29 protein-coding genes are annotated in these 26,075 nt (G+C 48.5%); 12 read left to right on the forward strand and 17 right to left on the reverse strand.

The window, feature by feature from the left end:
- Position 1 precedes the first annotated feature (1 nt).
- On the forward strand, positions 2–451 hold the full coding sequence (locus HS100_04295; protein ID MBE7433111.1) for a DinB family protein: 450 nt from the start codon (positions 2–4) through the stop codon (positions 449–451).
- 35 nt (positions 452–486) lie between these two features.
- On the opposite strand, the gene HS100_04300 is transcribed toward HS100_04295, so the two are convergent.
- Positions 487–2,466 (reverse strand): ABC transporter ATP-binding protein, encoded by a 1,980-nt coding sequence (locus tag HS100_04300; protein MBE7433112.1) that lies wholly within the window; start codon positions 2,464–2,466, stop codon positions 487–489.
- A 186-nt stretch (positions 2,467–2,652) separates the two neighbouring features.
- Here HS100_04300 and HS100_04305 point away from each other — a divergent pair, with 186 nt between their 5' ends.
- Positions 2,653–3,000 carry a hypothetical protein gene (locus HS100_04305; GenBank protein ID MBE7433113.1) on the forward strand — a complete coding sequence of 116 codons (348 nt, stop codon included), beginning with the start codon at positions 2,653–2,655 and terminating at the stop codon, positions 2,998–3,000.
- 35 nt (positions 3,001–3,035) lie between these two features.
- Here the strand turns inward: HS100_04305 and HS100_04310 are convergent, their stop codons facing one another.
- Entirely contained in the window at positions 3,036–3,440 is a 405-nt protein-coding gene (locus HS100_04310) for an OsmC family protein (protein MBE7433114.1), read from the reverse strand.
- A gap of 107 nt (positions 3,441–3,547) precedes the next feature.
- Between HS100_04310 and HS100_04315 the strand changes: the two genes are divergently transcribed.
- Complete coding sequence (locus HS100_04315) at positions 3,548–4,522, forward strand: ribose-phosphate pyrophosphokinase (protein ID MBE7433115.1); 975 nt, start codon at positions 3,548–3,550, stop codon at positions 4,520–4,522.
- 84 nt (positions 4,523–4,606) lie between these two features.
- On the opposite strand, the gene HS100_04320 is transcribed toward HS100_04315, so the two are convergent.
- The 8 genes from HS100_04320 to HS100_04355 all read right to left on the reverse strand — a co-directional run bounded on the left by HS100_04320 (position 4,607) and on the right by HS100_04355 (position 11,232).
- Positions 4,607–5,596 carry a HEAT repeat domain-containing protein gene (locus HS100_04320; GenBank protein ID MBE7433116.1) on the reverse strand — a complete coding sequence of 330 codons (990 nt, stop codon included), beginning with the start codon at positions 5,594–5,596 and terminating at the stop codon, positions 4,607–4,609.
- Between the two features lie 3 nt (positions 5,597–5,599).
- Positions 5,600–6,712, reverse strand: coding sequence for a site-2 protease family protein (locus HS100_04325; GenBank protein MBE7433117.1), 1,113 nt, complete (start codon positions 6,710–6,712; stop codon positions 5,600–5,602).
- Between the two features lie 144 nt (positions 6,713–6,856).
- Positions 6,857–7,723 carry a diphosphomevalonate decarboxylase gene (gene mvaD / locus HS100_04330; GenBank protein MBE7433118.1) on the reverse strand — a complete coding sequence of 289 codons (867 nt, stop codon included), beginning with the start codon at positions 7,721–7,723 and terminating at the stop codon, positions 6,857–6,859.
- Positions 7,720–9,405: a recombinase family protein gene (locus HS100_04335; protein ID MBE7433119.1), complete on the reverse strand. Its 1,686-nt coding sequence runs from the start codon at positions 9,403–9,405 to the stop codon at positions 7,720–7,722. The genes mvaD and HS100_04335 overlap by 4 nt, the downstream gene beginning before the upstream one ends.
- 43 nt (positions 9,406–9,448) lie before the next feature.
- Entirely contained in the window at positions 9,449–9,727 is a 279-nt protein-coding gene (locus HS100_04340; protein ID MBE7433120.1) for a hypothetical protein, read from the reverse strand.
- A 192-nt stretch (positions 9,728–9,919) separates the two neighbouring features.
- Positions 9,920–10,138: a helix-turn-helix domain-containing protein gene (locus HS100_04345; GenBank protein ID MBE7433121.1), complete on the reverse strand. Its 219-nt coding sequence runs from the start codon at positions 10,136–10,138 to the stop codon at positions 9,920–9,922.
- A gap of 20 nt (positions 10,139–10,158) precedes the next feature.
- Positions 10,159–10,341, reverse strand: a complete 183-nt coding sequence (locus HS100_04350) for a hypothetical protein (GenBank protein ID MBE7433122.1) — start codon at positions 10,339–10,341, stop codon at positions 10,159–10,161.
- Positions 10,342–10,488: 147 nt separating this feature from the next.
- Positions 10,489–11,232 carry a hypothetical protein gene (locus HS100_04355; protein MBE7433123.1) on the reverse strand — a complete coding sequence of 248 codons (744 nt, stop codon included), beginning with the start codon at positions 11,230–11,232 and terminating at the stop codon, positions 10,489–10,491.
- A gap of 64 nt (positions 11,233–11,296) precedes the next feature.
- Between HS100_04355 and HS100_04360 the strand changes: the two genes are divergently transcribed.
- The 4 genes from HS100_04360 (at position 11,297) to HS100_04375 (ending at position 15,416) form a co-directional block, all read left to right on the forward strand.
- A complete protein-coding gene (locus HS100_04360) occupies positions 11,297–11,656 on the forward strand; it encodes a helix-turn-helix domain-containing protein (GenBank protein MBE7433124.1) in 360 nt (119 codons plus the stop codon).
- A gap of 804 nt (positions 11,657–12,460) precedes the next feature.
- Entirely contained in the window at positions 12,461–13,411 is a 951-nt protein-coding gene (locus HS100_04365) for a hypothetical protein (GenBank protein ID MBE7433125.1), read from the forward strand.
- A gap of 526 nt (positions 13,412–13,937) precedes the next feature.
- On the forward strand, positions 13,938–14,969 hold the full coding sequence (locus HS100_04370; GenBank protein ID MBE7433126.1) for a type IV secretion system DNA-binding domain-containing protein: 1,032 nt from the start codon (positions 13,938–13,940) through the stop codon (positions 14,967–14,969).
- 33 nt (positions 14,970–15,002) lie between these two features.
- Entirely contained in the window at positions 15,003–15,416 is a 414-nt protein-coding gene (locus HS100_04375; GenBank protein ID MBE7433127.1) for a hypothetical protein, read from the forward strand.
- Positions 15,417–15,794: 378 nt separating this feature from the next.
- Here HS100_04375 and HS100_04380 read toward each other — a convergent pair whose 3' ends face one another.
- From HS100_04380 to HS100_04410, 7 genes are all read right to left on the reverse strand, one after another.
- A complete protein-coding gene (locus HS100_04380) occupies positions 15,795–15,956 on the reverse strand; it encodes a hypothetical protein (protein ID MBE7433128.1) in 162 nt (53 codons plus the stop codon).
- A 142-nt stretch (positions 15,957–16,098) separates the two neighbouring features.
- Positions 16,099–17,997 carry an ATP-binding protein gene (locus HS100_04385; GenBank protein MBE7433129.1) on the reverse strand — a complete coding sequence of 633 codons (1,899 nt, stop codon included), beginning with the start codon at positions 17,995–17,997 and terminating at the stop codon, positions 16,099–16,101.
- A gap of 15 nt (positions 17,998–18,012) precedes the next feature.
- Complete coding sequence (locus tag HS100_04390; GenBank protein ID MBE7433130.1) at positions 18,013–19,209, reverse strand: hypothetical protein; 1,197 nt, start codon at positions 19,207–19,209, stop codon at positions 18,013–18,015.
- Between the two features lie 107 nt (positions 19,210–19,316).
- On the reverse strand, positions 19,317–20,114 hold the full coding sequence (locus tag HS100_04395) for a hypothetical protein (GenBank protein MBE7433131.1): 798 nt from the start codon (positions 20,112–20,114) through the stop codon (positions 19,317–19,319).
- Between the two features lie 3 nt (positions 20,115–20,117).
- Positions 20,118–20,525, reverse strand: a complete 408-nt coding sequence (locus HS100_04400) for a hypothetical protein (GenBank protein MBE7433132.1) — start codon at positions 20,523–20,525, stop codon at positions 20,118–20,120.
- A gap of 16 nt (positions 20,526–20,541) precedes the next feature.
- Positions 20,542–21,171 (reverse strand): hypothetical protein, encoded by a 630-nt coding sequence (locus HS100_04405; GenBank protein MBE7433133.1) that lies wholly within the window; start codon positions 21,169–21,171, stop codon positions 20,542–20,544.
- A gap of 20 nt (positions 21,172–21,191) precedes the next feature.
- Positions 21,192–22,541: a hypothetical protein gene (locus tag HS100_04410; GenBank protein MBE7433134.1), complete on the reverse strand. Its 1,350-nt coding sequence runs from the start codon at positions 22,539–22,541 to the stop codon at positions 21,192–21,194.
- Between the two features lie 323 nt (positions 22,542–22,864).
- Here HS100_04410 and HS100_04415 point away from each other — a divergent pair, with 323 nt between their 5' ends.
- From HS100_04415 to HS100_04435, 5 genes are all read left to right on the forward strand, one after another.
- A complete protein-coding gene (locus tag HS100_04415; GenBank protein MBE7433135.1) occupies positions 22,865–23,680 on the forward strand; it encodes a replication-relaxation family protein in 816 nt (271 codons plus the stop codon).
- Positions 23,681–23,884: 204 nt separating this feature from the next.
- A complete protein-coding gene (locus HS100_04420) occupies positions 23,885–24,658 on the forward strand; it encodes a ParA family protein (protein MBE7433136.1) in 774 nt (257 codons plus the stop codon).
- A complete protein-coding gene (locus tag HS100_04425) occupies positions 24,655–24,963 on the forward strand; it encodes a hypothetical protein (protein MBE7433137.1) in 309 nt (102 codons plus the stop codon). Before HS100_04420 ends, HS100_04425 begins: the two co-directional genes overlap by 4 nt.
- Positions 24,964–25,338: 375 nt before the next feature.
- Positions 25,339–25,683: a DUF2958 domain-containing protein gene (locus tag HS100_04430; GenBank protein MBE7433138.1), complete on the forward strand. Its 345-nt coding sequence runs from the start codon at positions 25,339–25,341 to the stop codon at positions 25,681–25,683.
- Between the two features lies 1 nt (position 25,684).
- Positions 25,685–26,032 (forward strand): hypothetical protein, encoded by a 348-nt coding sequence (locus HS100_04435; GenBank protein ID MBE7433139.1) that lies wholly within the window; start codon positions 25,685–25,687, stop codon positions 26,030–26,032.
- Positions 26,033–26,075: the final 43 nt, after the last annotated feature.

Here is a 26,075-nt window from a genome sequence, read left to right on the forward strand (position 1 = left end):
GATGCAATCCTTTTTTGCTGATTATCTGAACCTGCTCAGAAAATGTCACGATGACATACGCAAGACCATGGACGGACTCCCGCCCGAAGCGCTCGACTGGACCCCCGGCGCGAACATGAATTCGATCTGCGTGCTGGTCTATCACATCACCGGCGCGGAACGGTTCTGGATCGGGGATGTCGCCGCCCAGGAACCGTCGAACCGCGACCGCGATGCGGAGTTCAGAGTAAAAAATCTGGGCGATGAATTCCTGCGCAGGCGGCTCGTTGACAGTTTTGCATATGCAACAGCCAAACTGGAACAACTCACCCTGCAAGACCTCGAAACGCTCCGCACGTCATCGCGCGGGACGTTCACCATCGGCTGGTCCCTGTTGCACGCGCTCGAACATTCCCACCTGCATCTTGGTCATTTGCAGATCACGCGTCAACTTTGGGATCAGCGCCGATAAATGGATGATCTTTCCAATCGCCCATTTATCATCGTTCAAACTTTCTCGGCACGGAACTGCGTCTCGTACAACTGGGAATATAAACCGTTGAGGGAAAGCAGTTCTGCATGCGTGCCTCTCTCGACGATTCTTCCCCGATCCATGACCAGAATCAAATCGGCGGCAAGGATCGTAGAAAGGCGGTGGGCAATTACGATGCTCGTGCGCCCAGCCATTACCCGCTTCAACGCCTCTTGAATCAACGCTTCGGATTCGCTGTCGAGCGAACTGGTCGCTTCATCCAAAACAAGAATGCGCGGATTTTTCAAGATCACGCGCGCCAAGGCAATGCGTTGCTTTTCGCCGCCGCTCAGTCGATATCCCCGCTCGCCGACGATGGTGTCGTACCCTTCGGGCAAATCCATGATGAAGTTGTGGATATTGGCGGCTTTTGCGGCGGACTCGATCTCTTCTTGTGTCGCATCCGGTTTGGCGTAGGTCAGGTTGGTGCGGATGGTGTCGTGGAAGAGATAGGTCTCCTGCGTGACCATGCCGATGGAATGGGATAACGATTCAAGCGTGACATCTTTGAGGTTATGCCCGTCAATGCGGATCAAGCCATCGCTTGGGTCGTAAAGGCGCGGGATGAGATAGGTCACAGTGGTTTTGCCTGCGCCGGAGGGACCAACCAAAGCGATCAACTGTCCGGGCCGGGCGGTAAAGGAGATTCCTTCCAGGGCGACGTCTCTGGCTTGAGAGATTGAATCAGGCTCGGGGGGGTCTGAGGCGCTTCCATCCCGACGACGGACAATGGACGACGGACCATCTGCAGTCTTCGGTCCGCGGTCATTTCCATTCCCTCCGCTGAAAACGGCTTTTACATCCTCCATCCTCCCGTAGCGTTTTACATCTTTCAAAAGGATCGATTCGTCGACCTTGTAATTGAAAGTGACGTTATCGAATTGCAATTCACCTTTGACTTCTTTGAGTTCGATGGCATTCTCTTTTTCGGCAATGTCTTGAGGTAAATCCACGATCTCGAAGACGCGCTCGAAACTTACCATCGATGTGGAGAAATCCACAGGCGCGCTGGCGAGACCTTGCAAGGTTCCATACAGTTGACCGAGATACGAACCGAATGCGACGATGGTACCGACAGTGAACACGTCGGTGATGACGAAGTATCCGCCCAGCCCGTACACGAGCGCCGTGCCCACTGCCGTGACCAGACCGAATATGACAAAGAATGTCGAACCGATCACCGCCCGTCTGATTCCGATATCGCGGACATTCGCCGCGCGTTCGCGGAAGCGTTTCTCCTCTTCGCGGGTGCGCCCGAAAAGTTTGACGAGCAGCGCGCCGCCGATGTTGAGGGTCTCGTTCATGTGCGCGTTCATCTGCGCGTTCGTGTCCATGGCTTGACGGGCGATGTCGCGTAAAACGGTTCCAAGCCTTTGAGCGACGACGATGAACAGCGGCAGGATGAGCACACTGACCAGCGTGAGCCGCCATTCCAAGGTAAGCATCACCGCAAGCAAAGCGATGGCTTCGATAAGATTGGTCACGATGTTGACGATGGTGTTACTGATGGCGTTCTGCGCGCCGACCACGTCGCTGTTGAGGCGCGACATGAGTTCGCCGGTTTTGGTGTTCGTGAAGAAACGTAATGACATCCGTTGCAGGCGCGAGAAGAGCGCGGAACGCAGATCGAAGATCACGCCTTCACCAACGGTGGAATTGAGCCGCCGCTGAACGACGCTGATCGCGCCGTTGAGCGCGGGGATGAAGAGCAGCGCCAGTCCGAGCCAGATGAGCCGCTGTGTATCCTTGGCGGGCAACACCACGTCGATCATGTTACGGAAGATGAGCGGGGTCAGCAGGGAAATGCCCGTGCTGAGCAAAATCGTGACAAGCATGCCCGCGATATGTCCCCAATAAGGTTTGGCATAATTGAGAACGCGCAATAAAAGCTCGCGGGTGACCTTGGGCTTTTCGTCGCCCTGGCGCATTGCCATGAACCAGCCGTATCCGTGCATAAAGTTGTCTCCTTGATCGTAGGGACACGATACACCTGCCCAGACCGCAGGTGCTGGGTATCGTGTCCCTACAATTTACATGTCTTCTATTTTGCCTTCGCAGATGAGTTTGGTCAACTGGACAAAGGGAGAGGTTAATGAAAGTCTGACATCCCAAAAGGTATAATCTTCGAGGAGATATTTACCATGCCCACTAAAACACCAGCCATCGTGTCCCTTATCATTACCATTGTTCTACTATTGCTTGGCGGATCGGTCGTCATGTTCGGACTGCTGATCATGCTGAACGGATTCAACGACAGTTCGGGCGGTCCCGCCCTGCTCGCAAGTTTGGTCTGCAACATCATCAGCATCATCCTTGCCGCGATATTGGCATGGAGGCTGCCGCGCTGGCTTGTTAACAAATTCGACTGGAATACCGTCATCGCCGTGGCGGTCTCCGTGCTTGCAGGCTTGATCGCAGGCGGGATCCTTCAATTTATATCCATGTTCATCGGCATGATCGTGGCGGACGCAATCTGGAATGCGCGGTAGGAACCGACAATTATCCCGTGCGTGGACGGGTCGTTCTATTCGTCAATCACTTCGATATCATGCGTGATCTCAATGACATCCCTTAGGGTGGCGTACACCGAGCAATACTTTTCTTCGCTCAATTGAACAGCCCTTCTTACCTTCTTTGGATCGAGTCCCCTGCCGATGACCTGATAATGGATGTGGATTTTTCGAAACCTCCAGGGCGGAGTCTCATCCTGCACCGCCTCAGCGCGGACCTGGAGCTGCTTCAGTTCCTGACGCTGTTTCCTCAGGATTTCAACGACATCATAGGCGGAACATCCGATCAACGCCGCAGACAATAGGTCCGACGAACCGAATCCGCGCCCCATGTTTACGTTGATTCGATGCCCGGATGCATCCCGAACCGTAAAGAAGTCCACCGGATCCCAATTCAGAATTACTTGATTCGACATCATGCGGGCAGTATAGCATTAACGCGGAACGGGCGTTCCCCTGCGTCCGCTAGCGCATAAATCCCCGCTCTGTGCGATAATCGAAGCGCATTCCGTGAATGGAGGAAAGCATGACCCAACGCCCGATCCCCGCCGACGAAGTCCGCGTGTTCAGCGGCAGGTCGAACAAACCCCTCGCCCAAAGCATCGCCGCCGAACTGGGAGTCCCGCTCGAAAAGACGCACCATAAAAAATTCAGCAACGACAACATGTACATTCAACTCGGCGCGAGCGTGCGGTATCGCCGGGTTTACATCGTGCAATCGTTGACGCCGCCGGTCAACGATAATTTGATGGAACTGCTGATGATGATCGACATCGCCCGCGACGCTGCCGCTTCCGAAGTCCACGCCATCATCCCGTATTACTCCTTCGGGCGGTCGGATAAAAAGGATGCGCCGCGCATTTCGATTACTGCCCGTCTCGTGGCAGACCTGTTGAAGACTGCAGGCGCGACCCACGTCATGAGCATGATGTTCCACTCACCGCAGGTGCATGGGTTCTTCCACATCCCCACCGACCCGTTGAGCAGCCGTCCCGTCTTTCAAAAATATCTCGAGGACCGCGACATGAACGGCACGATCATCGTCGCGCCGGATATGGGTCAGGCAAAATCTGCGGCGCGGTTTGCAAAAAGCCTGAGCCTGCCGGTCGCCGCCGGAAACAAGGAACGCGTCTCGGATACGAAGGTCATCATCAGCGGATTGGTGGGAAATCAAGTGAAGGGACACAAACGCGCGTTGATCTACGACGACGAGATCGCCACAGGCGGCTCCATCACGGAATTGACCCGCGTGCTCATCAAGGAAGGCGTGAGGGAAATTTTGGTGATGTGTACGCACGGGGTCTTCACCCGCGGCGGATTGGAAAAACTCGCCGCCATCCCCCAAATCAAAGAGATCGTAACCACCGATACGGTTCACATCCCCAAAAGGAAACGCCATCCCAAATTGACGGTATTATCTGTGGCTAATATCTTCGCCGATTCCATCGGTCATAACTTCAACCGTGAATCCATCGGCGATTTGTTTGTGTTTGGGGAATGACCGGACTCGAAAGTCTCGAGACTTTCGAATAACTTCCGAGTCCAAAGTCTGGAGACTTTGGACTCCTTCTTGCTCTCCTTCTAGCTAGCGTTCTTCTTCATCTTCATCGAACTCGCTCAAGTCTTCGTCTTCATCCAGCGACATCATATCGAACCGGTCCAACTGTTCGTTGAAATCCAGGTTCTCGAGCGCGTCTTCGAGGAATTCTGTTACATCCTCATCGTCTGAATTATCGAGCATATTAAGGATGTAGGTCCGCGCATCTTCCCCGCCAATCTGGCTCAACGCCCAGATCGCCGCCATGGTGACGTTATCGTCCTCTTCCTCGTCTTCGAGCATCTTCAACATGATCGGTCCGGCTTCTTCGATGGCGAGTTCCCCCGCCGCTTCCGCCGCCACATACCGGACCCGCGGGTCGGAGTCCAACAGTTTGGAGACCACGCTGTCGCTCCAACGGTTATCGTGAGAACGTCCCATCGCGCGCAGGGCGCTTGCCACCCAGAGCGGATCTTCCCGCTCGTACGCAGATTCGAGAATCCCAACCGCATCCTCCCTGCCCGAATAACCGAAGGCTTCCAAAGCCTGTCTGCGCAACGCCGGATTCTCGTCGCTGCGGATGACCGAGATCAACGCATCTTCGATTTTGTGGAGACGTTTTTCATCGAGTTCTTCCAACTCGCCCAGCAGGACGAATTCGCCCAGCAACATCGCCGCCTTCAAACGCGGAGCGAGATCGGGATCACCCTGGAAAATGTTCAATAACGCATCCACAAGCCTGGGGTCGTCTGATTCGGCGAGGAGTCCCAAAGCCCGGGCGCGGACTTCAGAGTCCGGGTCGTCCAGAAGCGCTTTCCCGATCTCCTCGAAGGAAACGATGGTGTCTTCATCCAAATAGGAAGTCAGGCCGTCCAGCAAAAGGGTTTTGCGTTTTATGGGCACGTTCTTCCACGCATCCAGAAAGAGACGCAGGGATTTCGGGTCGAGGTCGGAATAATAGGAAAGATGGGCCTGCGGGATATCCTTCTTGGAATCGAGCAGGGCGGCGAGCACGGATTGGAAAGTGGTCTCAGCCATGTGTTATGGGATAAGTTGCGCGGGATTCACAAAGTCCATGATGTTTACGAACAACATCAAGCCGATGAGCAGAAGCATGGCGATCCCGTTGACCATGTTTTCCCATTCGGTGGGGATGCGTTTCTTGAAAAGGATCTCGGGCAGCGTGAAAAGGATTCGTCCGCCGTCGAGCGCGGGGATGGGAAAGAGATTGAACACGCCCAGCGAAACGCTCAGCAACCCGACCAGGTTGAGCGTGAAGTTCGTGGGTTTGGGCGCGCTTCCTCCGCCGGTGGGCTGCACAGCCACTTCCTGCCTGCTGGTCACATCCTCCTGCACGGAATAATTGAAGAGGTCATAAATGCCTTTGAAACCGATCAACCGCGCCTGGTCAGGAGCGATGACGCCTTGAATCAGCGCGATCGGTAGATAGATAATGGTCGCGGCTTGCAAGCCGGTAATCGTCGCACCGCCTGCAAGGCTTTCGATCAAAGTTGCGGGCCGGGTGGGATAAGTCAATCCGATTCCCAGCGCGCCCTCCTGAGCCGTCCGGCTCGATAGCGGCGTTGCAGTCATTGTGATCAGTTCGCCGCCGCGGTTTATCACCAGTTCCACCGGTTGATCGAGATTTTCGCGAATGATTTCGATCGCGGGTTGGATGTCGGTCACATCCACACCGTTGATCGAAACGAGGATATCGCCCGGCTGAATATCCGCCTGTTGGGCGGGAGAATTCTCCGCCACCGTGTCGATCTTCACGCTTCCCGGCATAGGAATGCCCTCGGAAGCGATCAAGATGGTAAAGACGATCACCGCCGTTATCAAATTCATCAGAGGACCTGCGATAAGCACCATCAAACGTTTCCATGGGCTCGCGGCGCCGTAACCGCCCGGAACATTCGGGTCGTTTTCGCCTTTTGGGCGCACAAATCCGCCCAGGGGCAGGGCATGAACCGTAAATTCCGTCCCCTGCCACCTGAAAAGAGTGGCAAGTTTATAAGACGGCAGGCCGAAGCCAAACTCCTCCACTTCGATCTTTGCCCAGCGTGCGGCGATGAAATGCCCCAGTTCGTGAACGAAGATCATCCCGCCGAGCGCCAGAAAAAAGATGACCAGCGTCAAAATTCCAAATTCCATTTTTTGTGATTCCTTTCACGCGATAAGACGCGGTAATTCGATTATATCTTGCATGCGTTAATCTTTTCTAAGACGGATTCCCCCGCCTCTTTCCCCGCCCGGGCTTGATTCGGTTTTCTGCAGGCTTTTCTTCGTGAAAGCAGACTACACTATCTTCGCCGCTCCGCCAACGCCTGCAACCAAAACATCCTTCACGCCCGGAATTTCCCGCAGACGTTTCTCCACCTCGGTTTTGTATTCCCCCAAACACAGAACGTGAACATTCGCTCCCGCATCCACCGTGTAGCCCACCGGGAGTCCGCCCGCGCGCCATTCACGCACTTGATGGAAAATTTCCACTGTAGCGGATTGCCAGTACATCAACGGCGGGTTCGAAGTCATCATCACCGAATGCATCATATCCGAGTCGTGTTCGATAATGTTCGCAAAGGCTTCAAAGTCACTTTTCAAAATAGCGTTTCGGCAAATTTCCAACCGACGCGGCGCGTCTGCCACCCGCGCATTCTGCAGAGGACTCGTCCCTGCAATGGCATGACCTTCGGTCGAGCCCGTCTTTTTATGCACCGAGCTCACGATGGCAACACAATCGACCAGGTTCCAATGATCTGGCGGGGCAATGGAATAAGCAAAAGAATTTTCATCTCCCTCACCCATCTGCCATTCGACAAATCCGCCGGGGATGGAGCGTGAAGCCGAGCCCGATCCGCGCCGGGCAAGGACGGAGAGTTCGCGTTCGCTCAAGTCCAGTCCCGCCGCCTTGCTTCCCGCCAATGCCAACGCCGCAAACGCCGCGGCGGAAGAGGCAATTCCCGCGCCTGAGGGAAAATTATTCTCGCTCATCACCTCCGCGTTCATCTTTATCCCGGCTTTTTCCCGCACGAGATCGAGAATGTACGAAACACGCTCCAAGCCTTTCCCCACCACTTCGCGTCCGTTGATGATCAATTCATCGAACGGCAGAGACGGCTGAAAACTGACCGTGGTGCGCGAGAACAATCCATCCAGGTTCATGGAAATGGATCCGTTGACGGGAAGACGGAGTTCGTTGTCACGATTTCCCCAGTATTTAATGAAGGCGATATTTGCATTGGCAATCGCTGTTGTTGTTCCTCTGAATCTATCGGATCGATCAGACATTTTAGATATAAAACCTTCTGCCCATTTTCAAAGGCGACCTTTCCACGTATATCAAGAAGTTCAATGATTTGCCTTTTCGTATTGAAGTCAACACGATCTAAGCCTTTCCTGATTTTAGCGCAAAATGCTTCAATGTAGTTCAACTGGTCATCCGTCATTGTAACGTGCCGTACATGAGACATTAGGTCATTCTTTTCTTTGCCTAAGTTAAAAAGCAGTTCTTCAAGTCGGGATTTTCTTTCCGTCAATACTTCTTTAGGAAAATTCCCGTCGAGATATAGATCGAGAAGCTTATCTAACTGACTTTGATATTGCGACATTTGCTCTTCGAGAATGCCAAGGCGATTAAATAGAGACTGATTTTCCTGTTCTAACTCCTTTTGAACGTCATCCAGTCCTACCCGCAAGTTCTCGGGGCTTTCGATTATCATTTTCGCCCATTCCCAAACCACGGCATCAACCCAATCTCCGCGTATACTAGGCATGTCACATAGGCTTACAACCTGTCTTCTGCCATTACAAAGGTAGTATTGGTGCTTTTGGCGTACAAACTGCCCACGCATAGCATAGCCGCATTTAGAACAAGTCAGTCGGCTTTTCATGAGATATTCTTTAACAGCATGTCCACCCCGCTGAACATGCAACTCCTCTTTGCGTTTAGTTGCCCTTGCAAATGTATCTGGGTCGATTATTTGTGGAACATCCACAGGTATCCATTCGTCACGTGACCGAGGAACCTGCTTTCCGAAGCCACACTTAGTCCTTGGCTTTCTCTTTTTACCATCGTCAATCATCTTTGTTTTACCGAAATACCAGGTACCTGTGTAGGTCTCGTTTGTGAGGACATGTATAACCATAGCCCTTTGCCAAACCCCTCTACCGTGTTTCTTTGCGACATGCTCTTCCCTGTCGCCTCTAGTGGGAACTCTCATTCGGGTAAGCTTCTTGGCAATACCATTAGCGGAAAGCCGAACTCCCCTTTCGTCTCCGTTTATATACCAGTCAAAGATCATCCGCACAACCGCGGCTTCGTCCTCGTCAATTTCAAACCACGCTTTGTGTGGTTCTGACAGGACCCTGTACCCATAAGGAGGACGCGAGCCAGCTACGACGAAGCCGCTTTTGGCTTTGCCTCGCTTACCCCTCTTACTGCGCTCCATGATTTTGGCTTTTTCGTATTCGGCAATTACACCTCTAATTTGTTTTTGAAGCCGACCTTCGTCATTATCCTCATATTGTGCCATCACAAATTCAATGGCAACCCCTGCCCTATTAAATTCTTCCTCGATCAGAACTTGATATGCGCTCTTCCTGGCAAGGCGATCAATATCGTACACAATAACCACATCTAGAGGATTACGCGCCATATAGTCGCGTAAATTATTTAATGCAGGACGATCTATTGCGGCTCCCGTGTAGTCATCTGTGAATACTTCGACGACCGTGTATCCGCGTTCTAAAGCGTAAGTATGGCAAGCATCTATTTGGGTTTGTAAACTGTACCCTTTTGATTGCTCGTCGGTGCTTACACGTGAGTATATGGCTGCTAATTTCATTTTGCCTCTTGGGCGGGAACTGCGCCGGGAGCAGTTCGCATCGTTAATTTGGCAACTTCTTCGCTATGCGAGTGTCCAAGAAGTTGTTAACGTCGTTGATCAATTCACCGCCCAGAAGCACATAGCGTTCTTGGGGGGATAATTGAAGCCTGGTGGCAATGTCGTTCAAAAGCAAGCCCACAGGAATCTCGACATCGAGGAGCGTAGCTCCTTGTGCCATCACTTGCCATTCTTCACGAAGCTCGGCAAGCGCGAGTATCAAACGAGTTCTTTCGCTTGGTTGGTAGTCCATCAGACCATCTAACGGGGGTTGCAGGGTCATTCTTAGCTCCTTTGGAGCATTTTGCTCTCCCCCGGCAAGAAAGCAAAACGCCCCGGTGAATCCCACCAGGGCGGCTATAATTACATATAGCCCATCCGCCGCGTCATCGGTGGGTTGGGTCAGGGCGTGTCAAGTGTTGCTGCACTTCTCACGCCCGTCTCAAGGGAAAATAGGTTGTAACCTACAAACTAATTATACTCCCTTTTTCGATTTTGGGGAGTATCTTTTGTCGGTTTTGGATTTGGCATTCTTGATGTAGTCCAGGAGGGATATGCGTTTGACTTGCCAAACTATGCTGAATTTTCTCGCTTCTATTTCCCCGTCCCGGATCAAGCGCCTAATGTATTCGGGATGATAACCACTTAGTTCAGCGGCTTCACTAACACTCAACCAGTCACCATTCGTTGCCATAGATCATTCTCTATAGCAAATTATACTCTGCCCTGTGTTGGGTTATTCGTTTTTAAAGGTTCGAGGACTTCTTCGACTGAATCAATTTCCGCAGAGGTGATTTCTTTTTCTTCCGCCAGCTTGATTAAAAGGCTGTACACCTTCGCCAGCGCCTTGCGCTTTTCGGCTTCTAGATCAAGAGGAGGAAGATTAACTTGGACCATTTTCTTGTCTTAGCGGTGATTGACTACTGAGCCAAGTATGACCTTTGCAGTTGGTTGCGATCACCTGTCTGTCCCCTATCCTAAGATATGCAGGTTGGAATGTAATTGGGTAAATTAGCCTTAAGTTCACCCCCTAAAGAATTTGCATTAGAACGCAAGGTGTCTGGTGAGGCGGAGCACGGTCCCTAAAATAAGCTCAGGCGGAATAGCCCGCATGGGTACGTTTTCTTTTTCCGCTTCTTGTGTAAAGAAATCCTCAGTTTCTTTTCCAAACGCCAAAGGAAGCCAATTCAACCGTTGCCCAAGTGAGGCATCAATGAGTTTTTCCGGAATCGGGTACGGGTTGGATACTTCCAGGCTTTCCAAGTCCCTATCAGCAGTTAGGCTACTGATACGGCAAAGCAAAAATCGCTTGCCGCTCTTTCCAAAAGGTAAGATGGCAATATCGCCTGGCTGAGGGCGTTTGCCGCGGTCACAGATCAATAAGTCCCCTGCTACTATGGATGCCTCAGGAATATTTTCAGATACAACCAATGCAAACACATCTTCCGGGTTTGCGCCCAGCAAAACACTGGAAAAATGCCCGTGTTTTTCGGGAAATTCCAGCAATTCCCCGTAACGATTGACTTTTCCCGCGATTACCACTTCAACAATGGCTTCCGCAGTGCCACCGCGTTCAAGAAGCCGTATAAAGAAGCCTGAGACGCTATCGCGGGCGAAATAGATGTAACCCTTGTTGTGGAGCGCTTCCAAGGTTTTATGAGCCGTAGGCGGCTTTACAGCGAAATGATCTGCCACCTCATCCAAACGCGGAGAGGCTTCGTTAACCCGAATGTATTCTCGCAGAAAATCCAGGTATTCACGTTGGCGGGGAGTTAAGGCGTGGGGCATATCGTTATAGGTTGATTTGACAATCTATTCGAGATTTGATGTGATAGCCATAAATGGGGACATCATGCAACGTTTAGGAGAAATCGCCGCATTCAAAGATCGGAACCTTCGCTTGAGAGGTGCAGATATTGCTACCCAGCGCGGTTGGACCGGCGTTCCAAATTTCATCCTCGAGAGTGAAAAGATTTCCATTGGTGCCAAACTCACCTACGCCATGCTACTCAAATACGCCCGTGAACTCGACGAATGCTTTCCCGGCCAGGACCGCCTTGCCGCTGACATGGGCACTTCCCGGCAGAGTGTCAACACCTACATCAAGGAGTTGAGCGACGTAGGGCTGATCACCGTTCAACGCCGCGGGCAAGGTCGACCCAACCTCTACACCATTCACATCAAAGCTTCCTTCTGGAAAAGATCTCGCTGAACGCCTGGCTGATGTCAAAATTTTTTACATCTTGATGTCAAATCTTTACACTTCTTGAAGTCCAAATATTTGACACTAATACTATGCAGTGATTATCAATCAGGAAACTAAGATACAGTTTAAGTATAAATCCTTTTTGGAGGGGACATCTGTCGGCTTTCGCCGCTGTATCAATCCAATTGGGATGGATTGTATAAATGAACAACCATTTTACTCAGAACATAAAGACCCAAGGCAGACCCCCGTGCATACCCCCGTGTAGCCCACACGGGGTTTTTCCTCAATCCTTCGGGCATCGAGCCGCTCGGATTGAGCCAGGAGATTTGCCCCTCCTCGTGGAGGCCGTGTCCAACAGACTGATTTTCCTCTGGCACTACGCAGGCTGGTGCCGCCGGAAAACAGACTGTTTGGCCAGACCCCCACTCGTCGGGTCAACGTGTCGGGGTCGCCGCGTTGCGGTCGTACCCCGACTGCCAACGCTGCACCCCGGCTCTCCCTCTGGTCGGCCGGGGTGCCCTCGTTGTGTGATCTCGCTTCGCTCGTCCACACCTCGGTGCCACGCTCGGCAAGAGACTCACTTCGTGAGACTCTTGCGCTCGCTAGCGCGTTGGCAGTCGGCGTCCTCGACGCCGACACGTGCGGCCGCCGGATTCTCCTGGACCTCTCCGGCGGCCTCGGAAGCGGTTGCGCCTGCGGCGCTTTATCTTTCATCTTGCACCTCAGTTTTGGTCTTGGCTTATTTGCCGCTAACTCAGCCGGAGACTTTTTCTCCCCTCCATGTTAAGTTGAGCGTGGAGGTGCAAGATGAAAAAAGAATTCGAACGAAGCCCCGAAATTCATGTCCTGGCTGGGATGTTATCCGGCACATTCATTCGGCGCAAAGATTTGTATGCGCGCCAACTGGAGGATGGACGCTATTGTTGCGTCCGCAAACCGCTTGAGGAGAAACATATCATTGCTCATTTAAACGGCGATTTGACCCTGGGTACGTACGTGCTTGGAGAAGACAACAAGGCGCGGTTTGCCGTCATCGATGCCGATGACGACCTCCAGTTGGCGCGCCTGGCGAATATATCAATGAGCCTGGAAAAAGTTGGGACGCCCTCCTACCTCGAGGCGAGTCGAAGAGGTGGGCACTTGTGGATTTTCTTTCACCAGACTATCTCCGGTCAAGTGGCGCGGGCATTTGGGAAGAAGATTCTCGCCTCGAATGGTTTGGATAAAATTGAATTATTTCCAAAGCAGGACAAGCTTTGGGAGGGTCCAGGCTCATTGATCCGCTTGCCTTTTGGCATTCACCGAAAAGACGGTCAACGATATGGGTTCGTGACACCGCGAGGCGAACCACTTGCCAAGACCTTTGCGGAGCAAATCCGCATGTTGGCAAATCCAAGGACGGTCGATAAGACTGCGCTTGATGAATTCATCAGCCAGTACAAGGCTATCATTCCCAAACCGACCCAAACCAAGGGGGAGGCGGATGGAGAACCGCTGTCCGTGCAGATCAAGCGCAGTGTGACCGTCTTGGATTTTGTCGGGCGGTACGTTGAACTCTCCCCGGCTGGGCGCGGTCTATGCCCTTTTCACGACGACCATCACTTTAGCTTTTCGGTGAATGCGGAAAAGAATTACTGGCACTGTTTCGCGGGCTGTGGTGGTGGCAGCATTATTGACTTCTGGATGAAATGGCAGGACGTGGATTTTAGGCAAGCGGTGAAAGAGTTGGCGGGTACGTTATTGAAGCCCACCGGTTAATCGTTCCCCTCCCTTTCTCTACCAACAGTTTGACGAGTTTGTTAAAATAAAAAAGGTGTAGCAAGTTCCCAAACCGCACTACACCTTGAAGCTCAGGAGCGTTGAGATAGAACTATCTCGCGCTCCTTTTGTTTAGTTCCTTACGGAACCTAGACTCCATATCGTCCATTTGACGCCGTGACGTTATTTCTAACTCACGAAGCTCACGTGTTGCCGCGAGAGCTTGACCCTGCCAGTAGTTGGCAGGATTGGGTTGCTCCTGTCGTTGTTTCCAACGACCATCTGAGAAAACTTCCCAGACGAGAAACTCCGCTACAGCCAAACCCAAAGGATTGGCTAGTAATAAAGAGTAACTTAGCAAATTCAACATAACTATCACCCCCCTTCCGGCATAAATGTTTCTGTAATGTTAAGGTGCAAGCAACGGTTGGGAACCTGCTTACGATTAGTTTACTCCAAATCCCCGCCTGGAAACATATTAATTTTGCCGATATACCGCTATAATTGCCCGCAAGGGAGAAGCGCCATGCTGAGACTTGGAAAGACAGTTGACGGTAATGAGCCGGTTGAATTGTCCCTCGACGAGCGACGCCAGGGAACCTATATCATTGGGACAACCGGAACCGGCAAATCCACCCTGCTTAAAAACATCATCTACCAGGACATGCGCGACGACACCGAGCATGGGATTTGTGTGCTTGACCCGCACGGTGACTTGATCGACGAACTCCTTGAGTTAGTCCCCAAGAACCGAGTAAAAGATGTGATCCTTTATGACCCGACGGATTTGGAGAGACCATTCGGGTTAAATCTCCTGGCTTGTGACCGGAACGATCCGCATCAAGTCCGCTGGGTGGTATCAACCATCATGGGGACACTGCGGAGGCTGTATTCCTACTCATGGGGTCCGCGGCTTGAGCATGTGTTGCGGCATTCCCTTTTGACAGCGATGTTGTTACCCGATTCAACGTTCATTGAACTTACCCTTCTCCTCTCCAACGAAAATTACCGTAAGCGGATCGTGGAGCAGGTCAAAGACCCGATCATCAAAGAGTTTTGGAACTCATTCCCTCGAAGTGAGCGGGAGCGCTACGACCTGATAAGCTCTACCTTGAACAAGATCAGTCCCTTTATCACTGACCAAAGTATGCGCAACATCATTGGGCAGCCCCAAAATACGGTTGACCTTCGCAAAGTGATGGATGAGGGCAAAATCTTGTTTGTGAACCTCTCTAAAGGCGATTTGGGCGAGGAAAGCTCTGCCCTGCTTGGTTCTGTGATCGTCAATCTTGTGTTGATCTCGTCCTTGCAGAGACGCTCCACCCCTGCACATATTCGCCGCCCTTTCCATTTGGTTGTAGACGAATTTCAGAATATGGCGACAGAGAGTTTTGCTATCTTACAAAGCGAAGCTAGAAAATATGCGGTGGATGTTGTTGTGGCGCACCAATACCGTGACCAACTTCTGGATGACCTTAGCCGCGGCTCGACCTTGAATGTTGGGAATATGGTGGTATTTCGCGCCACGGGGCGGGACAGTTATGAACTTGCCTCCTAATTCGATAACACCCCGCCACCGCCTGAGAAAACGATGGAACCGGTGTATCGCAAATATGACAATGCCAGCGACGGGGAAACTTTATACATCCAACCAAAATCTACAACAGGCGTGGGAAGTCTCTATCACGAGGTAGAGCGGATTCGACGGACATACTCTGACATGGAGGGGGAACGGGCGAATAAGCTATCCATCTCCCCAAATTATGAGGCATGGTGTAGGTTGATCCACGTTCCGAAAAAGGGACGTCCGCAACTTGTTGAAAGGCATATCCTGACGGAAAATCTTGGCGATAAGGACAGAGATACAAAAATTGCAAAGCAAATTCGGGAGAATTCAAGAAGCCTTGCCAAGACCAAGAAGGAAGTCGAACAGGATATTGCTAGAAGGTCGTTTGGGGAAATTTTTGATCAAAGCTCGATAGGTACTAGTGAAAGGCTGAAATAATATTGTATTTGCATACTTGATGTATAAATTTCACTCGACGGAAAACAGATATTAAAAACTATTAGGCCTTTTCACTAGATTAGTGAAATAATCTAATGCAAGCCCTTGTTAAATATTGTAATAACGGGGAAGGATTATGACCCTCCCCTTAATACTGGCATATACCGTGTGGCTCTGGTATTGAATGAAACACGAGCAGGGACGTCCGAATCGAATGAAGAAGGCTCTGGTGTGCATGCCCAGAGCCTTCAATGTGATTTCACGGAGAGCGTGACGGCGGTCTTTATCAATAGCATTCCATAACAACTTTCCAGTTTGCGGACGGAAATGAATTTGGCGCGTTATTGACGAAGATTTCACACCCTTCGTGAGTCCTAACTACTTTCCTTGCTGGTTGAGTTTTTCACACTCGGCACACAGCGGTTTTCCGCCAGTGCCTTCCCGCAAGTTTTCTTTCTCGATATTGTTACCCGTGTTGCAATTGGTGTTGTTGTGATGCACGGGTTGCTTAATCGAGTGCCACGGTGATTTCTTCGGCATTCTCTGAATTCCCTTCTTTTCACCAGGATTTTGATTTACTGTTATTGACAGTATTCAATTACACCACTCCGCACAGTGATGGGTGATCTAATTTTTATTCATGTGCAAGCATCTCAGTGTGATTACAAATCACGTATGGGGTTTAGGATGTGAAATTACGCCGAGATGAGGCGGGCCTAATCCGAGTAATAATCGGATGTGGGTATTGGCTAGAAACCACAATTGCTCGCCCACGTCCTAAACTTGGAACGTCTTCCCATATAGCTTGATTTACGTTGCCTGCAGCAGCTTTCAATACGCGAAGATTCTCTGAGCCTGTGGTCTGATGAATAATCTTGTTGTTTGCTAGCTCGAAAAGTTCAGATGGTAAATGTTGGGGAGATTGGGTAACAAAATGCAATGCCAGCCAGCGTTTACGACCTCGACGTGCAATGCGACGGAGTTGGTCAAGAGTTTGCTCCATCTTATCTTGCTTTTCACGAGATACGAAACCATGCGCCTCTTCGATCGTGAGAAAAACTTTGTTTTCCACATTCTCCTCTTCACTCAAACTCATTTTGTAATGGTAAGTTCTAGCCAGCAGATCGGCAATTACAATATTTATGACCTGTTGGCTGTCGGCATCTGACATATCAATAACCGAGAGATGTCCTGGTTTACAAAGTTTCTTTATATCGAGCGGTGGGGTATTTTGCCGGTCAAATATACGGGCCATATCCAGTTCGCGAAGTTTCTTGGATAATGCACCATAAGAACTTGCATCATACTGTTCTTGAATCAGAGGCTCCAAGTTATAGCGATGACAATAAATTTCCATTTGACGTAAGTTGACCTCTTCTGTGGAGAGAGCTTCCTCCTCCTCTCCTTTCTTACCTGACTTTTTTTTGCCTTCTTTCTTATCTGATTTGTGAGCCCGTTTCCAATCGTAATATCGGAGTTCCTCCCAAAGCATATCAATAAGCCTTTTTAAAGTAATGCCAGGGTACCCCCTCGATATATCTAGGTCTTCTTCAGGCTTGCTGTTTTTCTTACCTTGCTGCTCTTTCTCCTTCTGAATACACTTGATCGCTTGCTCATATAGGAAAGTAAACCGAGTTTGTTGGGCAGCGTTCATCTCTGCTAATTCAACAACGATGTCAGGACTGAGCGAATCAAATGGAACAGAAAATTCAATCGCACCATCCCTCTTTGACTTCGATAAAGGTGGATGATAGACAGTAATACCTTTTACTCCTGCTGGTTCACGGTGATATGGCTTTAGATCTGCCTCGATACCTGGCATTTCGGACTGCTGATCCATAAAAATATACTCGCCCTCAGGATCCACAACTATTTGTGCATAATTAGCTGCCAAGGTTTCTTCAATAAATACTTGATTAGTATTAGACTTGCCGCTCCCAATCGTTCCTACAGTTAACCAATTGCGAGGCACTACCCCTTTATCATTCTCGTCCACTCGTACTAAAACGTCATCGTAATTATCTAACAGCCCCAAAATTAAGTTGCCCTGCATATGTAACATGTCACTCATGAGAGTCGAATCGTACGGAAAGATTGGAGACGCGGGGTGCGGACGTCTCGTTGCACCGTGTAACACATTGCTTCGCTCTTCACCAAGAATTTCTATTTGAACTCTTGCATGATACTCTGGCAAAGCAAGTGCTTTACCCTCTCCCTGATTCAAGATGATAAATTTCACTGGTGTTGAGTCGCGTTTGAGAGCATCAGGATCGTAGAATGGTCCTTCTACGACTCTACCCGTATAGTGACGGCCATCTTTCAAGCTAAGTATATGCACATAGAGGCCACGGTGAATTTTTGTCAAATCGTCGTTATGCACGAGGCCTTCCACCATATTACTTTTAGCTGCATTTGGGTCAAAATGAACAAATGCTACTGCACCTGCTGATTGTGCCGCACGACGTAAAATCTCGGGGTTGTCTTCTATTGCCTCTAGTTTGGGGATTTCTGATTCAACATTGGCCTGTGTGGGCCCAGCTTTGATTTTTCCATTTCCGCGAATGTCATTCGAATTATCCATAATATTTCTCCTTTGTCAGTCGCGAGTTGATCGCTCTGATTGGTACATACCACTTCCATGCGATGCACGAACAAACTCTGCATTCATATGCTCGGTATATTCTCCTGCCTTGAATGTCCCTGAACTATATTGATCTGCTAAATCGACCAGTAAGGGAAAGCCACGAGCCCCGGTGTTGGCTGCATCCGCCAATAACATATGAACCGCTATATCTAGGTTCTCAGCGTTGCAGTAAAAGACATAAGGAGGGCTCATTGGGTGAGCACGGAAAACACCTTGAACCACTTTGGGACCATAGCCTTTTTGGAAATCAGAAAATAATTCCTTTTGAGACTTATTCCCATATTCAGGAATCCGGGTGTCTGTATAATGGGCCCTTTCTCCGTCCCCATAAAAATCATCTAAGATTTCTATCCCAGAATTCACAATAATATATTCACCCGCATCTAACGCCATCCCTAGAGTAAGAAGTTCGGGGTATTGTCTTTCTTTGCTTACAATAGAGACATACATACCATCATCAATAATATTCTGAATCAACTCTAGACATCTCTTCATAGTGTAATGCTTGCCAGAGCCACTGAGCATTTCATGCGGGAAAATTGGGCCATGTAATATTTTGAAAGTATTAGCTGGGGCATCCAAAAGCATTTGGCGCTCTTTGTAAAGCATCAAAGCATACAAGAACAGGTTTGGAAGTTTGTCCGTTAATTCTTTACCACGTGATCGTATTGCTTCAGCGATGTCAGCAGCTGTTGTTTTGCGAGGTATTTCTTTTCCCCAGTACATAATGTTTGTAGCTAGTTGCCCAGTATTCCCTTGATATGTGACACGAGTGATGGCAATTTGGGCCCCAACCAATCCAAGAGTTTCATATTTTGCCAAGGTCCCATCTGCAGCGGCGACATGACCCGCATAAAGCTGTTTTTGTTGTAACAGTTCAATGTAACGAGGGTTTGCTTTTGACCAGCATTTGAGAGTGCCACCTTTCAACAATGCTGGCAAATATTCCTCTCGTAATTCCTGACGTAATCGCTCATTTGACCCAACCGTAGTTTCTACAGCTGAACGTATTGATTTGGGCATGACTTGATAATACTTGCCCGGAGGTTGCCAACTTGTCGAGTCAATTAGGCTATCAAAATCCAATTCGTTTTCGAATGCCTCGTCAATATGCGCATTGCTTGAGTACTCATCCTCATTAATTGTCATCCTAACTTCCTTCCAACGATTCTCATCAAAAGTTGCTTCGAAATTTGTCCTTTTGTGTCATGTGGAGTTATACGGTATTGCGGAGGAGTTTTCGTATGAGGAACCCATCAATTTTCGGGCAAATTCTGGTTTGTCCCTCGGAAAAGAGTGCCAAAAAGTCGATCTATGGTATCAGGGTGCTTTGTCAAACATTGGCTTAGGTCGTCAGCATATTGACCTGCGATTTTCTTAGGCAATCCAAACCGTTGTTTCAATAACGAACTCATTACCTGCTTATTGGAATCGAAAAGCTTTGAAACTATATCCCAAGGTGCTAATATCTCTCTTGCAATCAAGTCTGCTCGAATTTCTCTTTGGGAGGTACCCTGGACAATCGCCTTGCCTCTTCCAGTGATAGTTTTTGGACGACCTGGTAGCCCTTTTACGGCTGCTGCCAATTCCAATTCGCCATCAAGGTTCTCCCAAGCAAACGCTCTTTGAATTGATGCCATTTTTTCCGGCATGGTTGCCATCCATAATTGGCGCACCAAAAAAATATCTGCTATAAAATGTCCAATTTCGTGTGCTAGGACATAGTTGACAATAGGTGTTGACAGACCATCTTGTACAAAAATAACGTTCGAAGGAGGACCCACATGAAGCAATCCATATAAGGGACGATTATCTACTTCTTCTTCCCCGGAGAGAGCTTCATTTTTAGCTAAAGTACATAAATAATGCGCTGTGGTTTGCAGAGAGAGAACTGGTAGGCGAACAATTGGAATCTCCAACCCATATAATATGAACATTTCAATATCGCGAGGAAATTGTTCTAGGAGACTAGCCTCCTTAATGTTGGTAAGAACCAAGTCATAGATAGCTTTGGTAACTAATTTAACATTTTGAAATAACGAAGTATTGTGCATTTCTCATTCGTCATCCTCGTCTAGCGGTTTATCTAAATCATCATCAGCATCATAAGCTGCTTGATATGAACCATTCATAAGTAACGGTGACGTATTAGTTTCAGATGATGAATTACGCTCAACACTTCGTGCAAGAAGCATGGCTTTAACAAAGGCAGATGGATTGGCAAGGTGACAACTCTCAGCAATTCGCCTTGCATCTTTTGTGAATTGATTCGGCCGCGGCAAAGGCATTCCTTGAAGCTTGGCAAAGTCGTCTTCATTGGCTCCAAAGTCATTTCGTTGTTGACCAAGTGTAATTTTCTGCTGTTCGCGCAGCCTTCTAAGCCAAATTCCTACGAATCCTTTTTGTTTTGCAGCATATTGATACCACTTATTCAGGAGCAAATCATCGGTCAAATCATTTTTCATATCATTTATTTCCTGTTTAGCCTAATAAGTCTTGTAGGCTATATCCTGCATCATCTGCAAGAGACCTAAGTCTTCGGATTAAACGTTCTTTTACATTTTTAACAACACGATCAGGATCGGGCATCTGATATCCATGGCGCGTCAATATATCGACAAAAATCTCTTGGCGTTTTTCTCCTTTTAGCATCATCTCAAGAAAATCCTGTTCGTGCGGGTCGAGAAAAAGTACCGCTTCTCGGAAAAAAGCCTCACGTACTAGGTGAGTTTCAGAGTCTAAAGTGTCTGTAGTGTTATACGGTTTTTTTAGCAGCTTTTCGGAAATATCTAGGGAGGAATCCTCAGCCCTCGAAATCTCTGTTACATCTTGATAGAGGTCTGCAAGACGAAGCTTTAGTAACCTTATCACAAAGGTAGTAAGTTTTGCCTTATGTGGTTCGTAACGAGCATGATTAATGCATACTTCCGCAAATACTTGATGTGTCATGCTCTCAACCTCATCTTGAGGCAAATTGCGATATTGCTTAATGGACCAACGAACAATTTGAGGCAATAGCAATTCTACAACCTCATTGATTGCAATAGGATCACCCACCACAAACGCATTCAGTTGTTCTGGAGTTGGTTGATTAAAAACACTGTTATCCATTGTCACACCACCCGCAGGGTTTAGAAATTCCTCTTGAAAACGAGAATATCTTCTTCCGGATAAGCTTTGCCATCGCTTTCGACACTTGAGGAGAAACGCCCCGTAGTTTTGTTACGATTGATAACAAGTACCCTGCCTGGAATTTTTCTGACGATTCTTTTTTGTAGTTCAAAACCAACTAAGTTTGCTAACTCACGTAAGGCGGCTGAAGTTGGGATATCAATACCACGCTTCCGCGAATCTCCAACTACTAATACCATATTTTTCCCTGGTTTAACAATTCGTGCGAATTCTTCTAAAACAAGTCGCATATCCTGAAAATAATAACGCAATGCAGATGTTTCCCGTCTTGTTGAGTGGCCATAAAGGGAACCAAGATTTTCTAATTTAGTTAATGATTTATCTGCGATTAAAGAGCCAGTCTCGTTGGCTTTTTTGATAGTTTTGCTTTGACGGGTGGAAATATTTTTGGAGCCAATGCAAATTTGCCGCCATTGCTTGTTTGAAATAACCTGATATTTTTCTAACCAGAGTTGAGTAAGTTGGTGTATTTCTGAATATTCGTAGCATGTCGCATATGGTGGGCTACTTACAAGAAGGTCTATAGAACTAGATTCTATAGATAAGTGGCGAGCATCCTCAAGAGCAAGTTTGTATTTACGTGATAAATGCTCAGGCGGTATTCCGGATCCTTTCAAATCCGCCCAATATAATGAGTTTCGACGTATCATGTCTTTTGCTTGTAATCGAAAAGCTTCTCTAGGGTCACTTAAAACTTTCTCAAGATCTTTTTGTGATTTTGTGCTACCACTTAGCCAAATCGAAGTCCGCTTTAGAATATTCGAGAATGAACATAAAAAGAAAGTCCTTATTTGTTTTTCTGGTATATTCAAAACTTCATGAATAATACTATCTAATACTGCTATATGGGATGCTGGAAACCAATATGATAGCCGTTCTTCATTACTTGCATGTACATTATCAATATCTTTGATAATTCTTTTTTCGTTCGTTGTTAATGAGCGGCGGCCAATAAAAGTAAGTTTCCCTATTTGTTTATCTAAATTATTCCATGTCTTTTCAAGCTTGGTCGGGGCTATTGGAGCACATTTTGCTTGACTAATCAACAAAGCAACAGGACTTACATCGGATCCCCAAAAACGGCGCCCAGCACGTAATGCTTCTATGCCAGTAGTTGCAGATCCCAAAAATGGATCAGCAACGGAGTCATTTGCGTTTGAATAAGTCTCAATAATGCGACGAACTAATTGGGGAATGAACTTTGCCGGATACCTATGATATCCATGAGGACCCCAAAGCGTATCGAACCTTTTCAAGTTGGCAAAAGACCAATCGTTTTTACTTTTCATTTTAGGATATTTACTTTATGTAGCTAGAGGACTCGATTAGTTGGGTGAAGTAAACTTGACACTGGTCAGGAAATGGCGTTGGTTATCAGCCCACTTTTATATACAAAATTGACTTTAGTGATATTGCTAATACAATCAATGTTGCCGAAATCAATTTTACCCGAAAATATCTTATCCTGATAAAAAACAATGTACTTATAGATACATGCTAACTCCAACCTAACTCCCCTACTGACAATCCCTTCAAGCTTCCCTATACTGTCCCTATGGCAGAAAAGAAGCAAAGGCTACCTCGGTACGGCAGAGCCCCAAATCCGCCCTCCATGCGGCTCACAGAGCGCGACAGGTGCATTTTGGAAGCCCTTCACACCTACGATGGGGTTTTGAGCTTTTCCCAACTCCAACGCCTTTTTTTCACCGGCAAAAGCCAGACCGAACTACGCCTCAGGCTCCTCTACCAAAACGGCTACCTGGCCCGCCCAAACGAAGATCAACGCAGGCAAACGCCTGAAATGATCTACTGGCTGGATAAAAAAGGCGCAGAGATCGTTGCCAACCTGAATGGCACTCCCCTCCCCGAGTTCTATTGGCGCAAAGAACCGCGCTGGTTTCAACTCGAACATGATCTCAAAGTAACCGACTTTCGCCTTGACCTGCTTCAAGCCTGCCAGACGGACGCCTCGATTCGGATCGAATCCTGGATTCCCGAAAGTGAGTTCTGGGCATACCCAGACGAAATAACTTACAACTTCCAAGGCAAGTCCGTCAAACGACACCTCCGCCCGGACGGATTCTTCATGCTCAATACCGGCGATCATCGCATCCGCTACTTACTGGAAATTGACCGCAGTACAGAGGACAATCCGCGTTTCCTCAGGGAGAAAATTTTGCCAGGTCTGGCATATCAAAAAAGTGAGTCATACGAAAAACGTTTTGGGCATCGAAGCGGTCGCTGGCTCGTGGTCACTACCGGAGAGCGCAGGCTATCAAATATGCTCAGTCAAGCCAGCCTTGCAAAGGTCAACGGCTTGTTCTACTTTACGACCTTTGACAAGGTCAACCCTAAAACCTTGCTTCACTCCCCTATCTGGCGACGCATTGACCGAAAAGAATCTGTCCCACTGGTGTTTTTAGACTGAGACAGAAGTTTCTTGACAATCCTTCTCTATTCATGAGATCATAAAATCACAATACTGCAAAAGCATCATTGCACAATAACATAAACGCATAAAACCATAAAGCCATAATGTTGCGATTGTGCAAAACCATAAATACACAAAAGCGGTAAAGCATAAACACATACAAACATAAAGTCATAAACTCACAAAAACATAAAAGGAGATATGAGAAGGATCGTATTTACAAATGACAAAGGGGGAGTCGGGAAGACGACCACGGTAGCGAATCTAGCTGTGGGTCTTGCAAGGCAGGGGAAGAAAACCCTGGTCATTGACATGGATCCCCAAGCAGATGTGACCTATGCGCTTCTTGCGCAACGCGCTCCTGAAGCAGGGCAGGGGTACATTCCACCCGCGATCCACGCCTTGTTAACTGGTCACTATACTCTGGAGCAGGTCATGCTCCCGGCTCCACGTTACGAAAATCTATTCGTCATCCCGTCCAATTCAGACCTTGCGGACGCCGCTCTAAAACTATCCCAACGCCCAACACGTTTACGCAGTATTCTCGACGAATTGCCGGAAAATACCTTTGACGTCATTCTGATTGATACAGGCAAAGGTCTCGATCCACTTGCAATCAATGCGCTCGCGGCTGCTCATGAGGTCATCGTCATGGTTGCGCCCGGAAAACTGGAGTTGGACGCCATCGACAGGATGTTTGAAAATGTTGACCTTGTGCGGGATGAAGTCCTTCTAAAAGCCAAAGAGCCGAACGTGACGGGTATCTTGCTGACCCTGGCTGACCCATATTCCATCACCAAAGACACGCAAGACCGTATCCAATCCAAATATCCGGGGCTCCTGCTCTATACCACCGTTCCCAAGAATAACGACCTCCAAAAGGCGATTGGGCGGGCTCGGAGTGTCTTTGAAGTTGCTCCTGCCAGTAAAGGGGCCTTGGCATACCAGCAATTACAGGCGGAGTTAAGGCTATGAACACAATCAAGGCAGTCGGGTTAGGTAAGCCGGAAGTGATCGGGAAGAAGTCTCTGTTCTTACCGCCTGAGAAAGCGACTTCCAAAGAACAGAAGAGCCGACTGGAAATCCCGCCTCCCACCTCGACTGGAGAGCGGCGTGTGCGCATGACGCTTGAGATTACGCTGAAATCATTATCCATCATTCAAGAATGGCAAAGCCGTTACCGTCTCGATACAGGACATCCCTTACCCAAGTGGAAGATCATCAGCGACGCGCTCGAACTTTACGAAAAGACGAGGAAAGGGGAGGGGAGTGAAAAATAAACCTAAACTGCCAATCAACTGTATTGAGGATTGCCTATCACAAGCAACAATAATGAATCAGGGAATTGATAAAGAGCCCTACATTTGTCAAATCTTCAAGAATCTAGCAAGAGACGAAACTACCGGTCTCTTGGCATATGCTATCTGGCGTGTGCGATCCCAATTTTTCTATACAATAAGTTGTGCTTCGGATTATAAGCAATCTGAGGCAATCGCAACCAGGGCCAGTCAGGCGCGATCCTGCTGGCATATGGGAAGTGTTGCCTTTAGTGACTTGCCCCACTAGAGGCGGCTGGGTTGGTCGCAGGGCTGTCTGCCCCCGCCCGGTTGTGGCTGGCTCTGGAACATAGTTGACCAATTTGCTATCATAGCGTTATGGCATTGTCCGAAGGGGATAGACTCAGAGGTCATCAATTATTAGACCAAGCAACACGGGAGCGTCTTCCACGTCTGTATGCCAATGAAGAGATAGGATTGGCAGCCTTAGCCTTGGTCAAGTTCTTTACACCAGATGCGAATTGGACGTGGTACGCCAGTGAATTCGACGGTGAAGACATTTTCTTTGGGTTGGTCTCAGGGTTGGAAGTCGAGTTTGGCTATTTTGCGCTTTCTGAACTTGAGGACATACGAGGTCCGCTGGGTTTGCCGGTCGAGCGAGATTTGCATTTCGAGCCTAAACCCCTTGAAGAATTAGCAGATTTACACAGGAGGGAAAGATAATATGTCTTTGGAAGCGCCGGAGGAATTAATTCTCAACAATCTGGAAACTCATTTTCTGCTATTCAAAACCTATCACGGTGCGTTGATGGGGTGGTGTGTTCTGACTGATGTCCCAGCCGAAGAGATCGACGATAATATCGATGCCGCGGCAAAGGAATGGTTGCAAACAGATGGCGGGAAGGCGTATTTGAAACAAGAAAAGCTGGTGGAGAGAGGTGTGGATTATGCCAATGTAATGATGAACATTCCGCCGGAAATTCTCGCCCGGTATCATATTTTTCCGGGTGTGCCAATTCAAGAAATCATCGAACTAGATGATAGCGACACAATTCTGCCGGATGAGATGTAGCCAACCTGATTGGTGGTAGGTGTTGCGACCAAATGCTATGCTA

Source organism: Anaerolineales bacterium, assembly GCA_015075725.1.
Lineage (GTDB): Bacteria > Chloroflexota > Anaerolineae > Anaerolineales > Villigracilaceae > Villigracilis.

Bases quoted from the DNA above. Each gene is read 5' to 3' on its own strand.
- HS100_04370 (MBE7433126.1), top strand. From the start codon at position 13,938: ATGCTGAGACTTGGAAAGACAGTTGACGGTAATGAGCCGGTTGAATTG.
- HS100_04405 (MBE7433133.1), bottom strand. From the start codon at position 21,171: ATGGATAACAGTGTTTTTAATCAACCAACTCCAGAACAACTGAATGCG.
- mvaD (MBE7433118.1), bottom strand. From the start codon at position 7,723: ATGAACCTGGATGGATTGTTCTCGCGCACCACGGTCAGTTTTCAGCCG.
- HS100_04415 (MBE7433135.1), top strand. From the start codon at position 22,865: ATGCGGCTCACAGAGCGCGACAGGTGCATTTTGGAAGCCCTTCACACC.
- HS100_04335 (MBE7433119.1), bottom strand. From the start codon at position 9,405: ATGAAATTAGCAGCCATATACTCACGTGTAAGCACCGACGAGCAATCA.
- HS100_04380 (MBE7433128.1), bottom strand. From the start codon at position 15,956: ATGCCGAAGAAATCACCGTGGCACTCGATTAAGCAACCCGTGCATCAC.
- HS100_04355 (MBE7433123.1), bottom strand. From the start codon at position 11,232: ATGCCCCACGCCTTAACTCCCCGCCAACGTGAATACCTGGATTTTCTG.
- HS100_04320 (MBE7433116.1), bottom strand. From the start codon at position 5,596: ATGGCTGAGACCACTTTCCAATCCGTGCTCGCCGCCCTGCTCGATTCC.
- HS100_04315 (MBE7433115.1), top strand. From the start codon at position 3,548: ATGACCCAACGCCCGATCCCCGCCGACGAAGTCCGCGTGTTCAGCGGC.
- HS100_04375 (MBE7433127.1), top strand. From the start codon at position 15,003: ATGGAACCGGTGTATCGCAAATATGACAATGCCAGCGACGGGGAAACT.
- HS100_04435 (MBE7433139.1), top strand. From the start codon at position 25,685: ATGTCTTTGGAAGCGCCGGAGGAATTAATTCTCAACAATCTGGAAACT.
- HS100_04425 (MBE7433137.1), top strand. From the start codon at position 24,655: ATGAACACAATCAAGGCAGTCGGGTTAGGTAAGCCGGAAGTGATCGGG.
- HS100_04300 (MBE7433112.1), bottom strand. From the start codon at position 2,466: ATGCACGGATACGGCTGGTTCATGGCAATGCGCCAGGGCGACGAAAAG.
- HS100_04390 (MBE7433130.1), bottom strand. From the start codon at position 19,209: ATGACAATTAATGAGGATGAGTACTCAAGCAATGCGCATATTGACGAG.
- HS100_04325 (MBE7433117.1), bottom strand. From the start codon at position 6,712: ATGGAATTTGGAATTTTGACGCTGGTCATCTTTTTTCTGGCGCTCGGC.
- HS100_04340 (MBE7433120.1), bottom strand. From the start codon at position 9,727: ATGACCCTGCAACCCCCGTTAGATGGTCTGATGGACTACCAACCAAGC.
- HS100_04305 (MBE7433113.1), top strand. From the start codon at position 2,653: ATGCCCACTAAAACACCAGCCATCGTGTCCCTTATCATTACCATTGTT.
- HS100_04395 (MBE7433131.1), bottom strand. From the start codon at position 20,114: ATGCACAATACTTCGTTATTTCAAAATGTTAAATTAGTTACCAAAGCT.
- HS100_04295 (MBE7433111.1), top strand. From the start codon at position 2: ATGCAATCCTTTTTTGCTGATTATCTGAACCTGCTCAGAAAATGTCAC.
- HS100_04345 (MBE7433121.1), bottom strand. From the start codon at position 10,138: ATGGCAACGAATGGTGACTGGTTGAGTGTTAGTGAAGCCGCTGAACTA.
- HS100_04410 (MBE7433134.1), bottom strand. From the start codon at position 22,541: ATGAAAAGTAAAAACGATTGGTCTTTTGCCAACTTGAAAAGGTTCGAT.
- HS100_04430 (MBE7433138.1), top strand. From the start codon at position 25,339: ATGGCATTGTCCGAAGGGGATAGACTCAGAGGTCATCAATTATTAGAC.
- HS100_04350 (MBE7433122.1), bottom strand. From the start codon at position 10,341: ATGGTCCAAGTTAATCTTCCTCCTCTTGATCTAGAAGCCGAAAAGCGC.
- HS100_04310 (MBE7433114.1), bottom strand. From the start codon at position 3,440: ATGATGTCGAATCAAGTAATTCTGAATTGGGATCCGGTGGACTTCTTT.
- HS100_04400 (MBE7433132.1), bottom strand. From the start codon at position 20,525: ATGAAAAATGATTTGACCGATGATTTGCTCCTGAATAAGTGGTATCAA.
- HS100_04420 (MBE7433136.1), top strand. From the start codon at position 23,885: ATGAGAAGGATCGTATTTACAAATGACAAAGGGGGAGTCGGGAAGACG.
- HS100_04365 (MBE7433125.1), top strand. From the start codon at position 12,461: ATGAAAAAAGAATTCGAACGAAGCCCCGAAATTCATGTCCTGGCTGGG.
- HS100_04360 (MBE7433124.1), top strand. From the start codon at position 11,297: ATGCAACGTTTAGGAGAAATCGCCGCATTCAAAGATCGGAACCTTCGC.
- HS100_04385 (MBE7433129.1), bottom strand. From the start codon at position 17,997: ATGGATAATTCGAATGACATTCGCGGAAATGGAAAAATCAAAGCTGGG.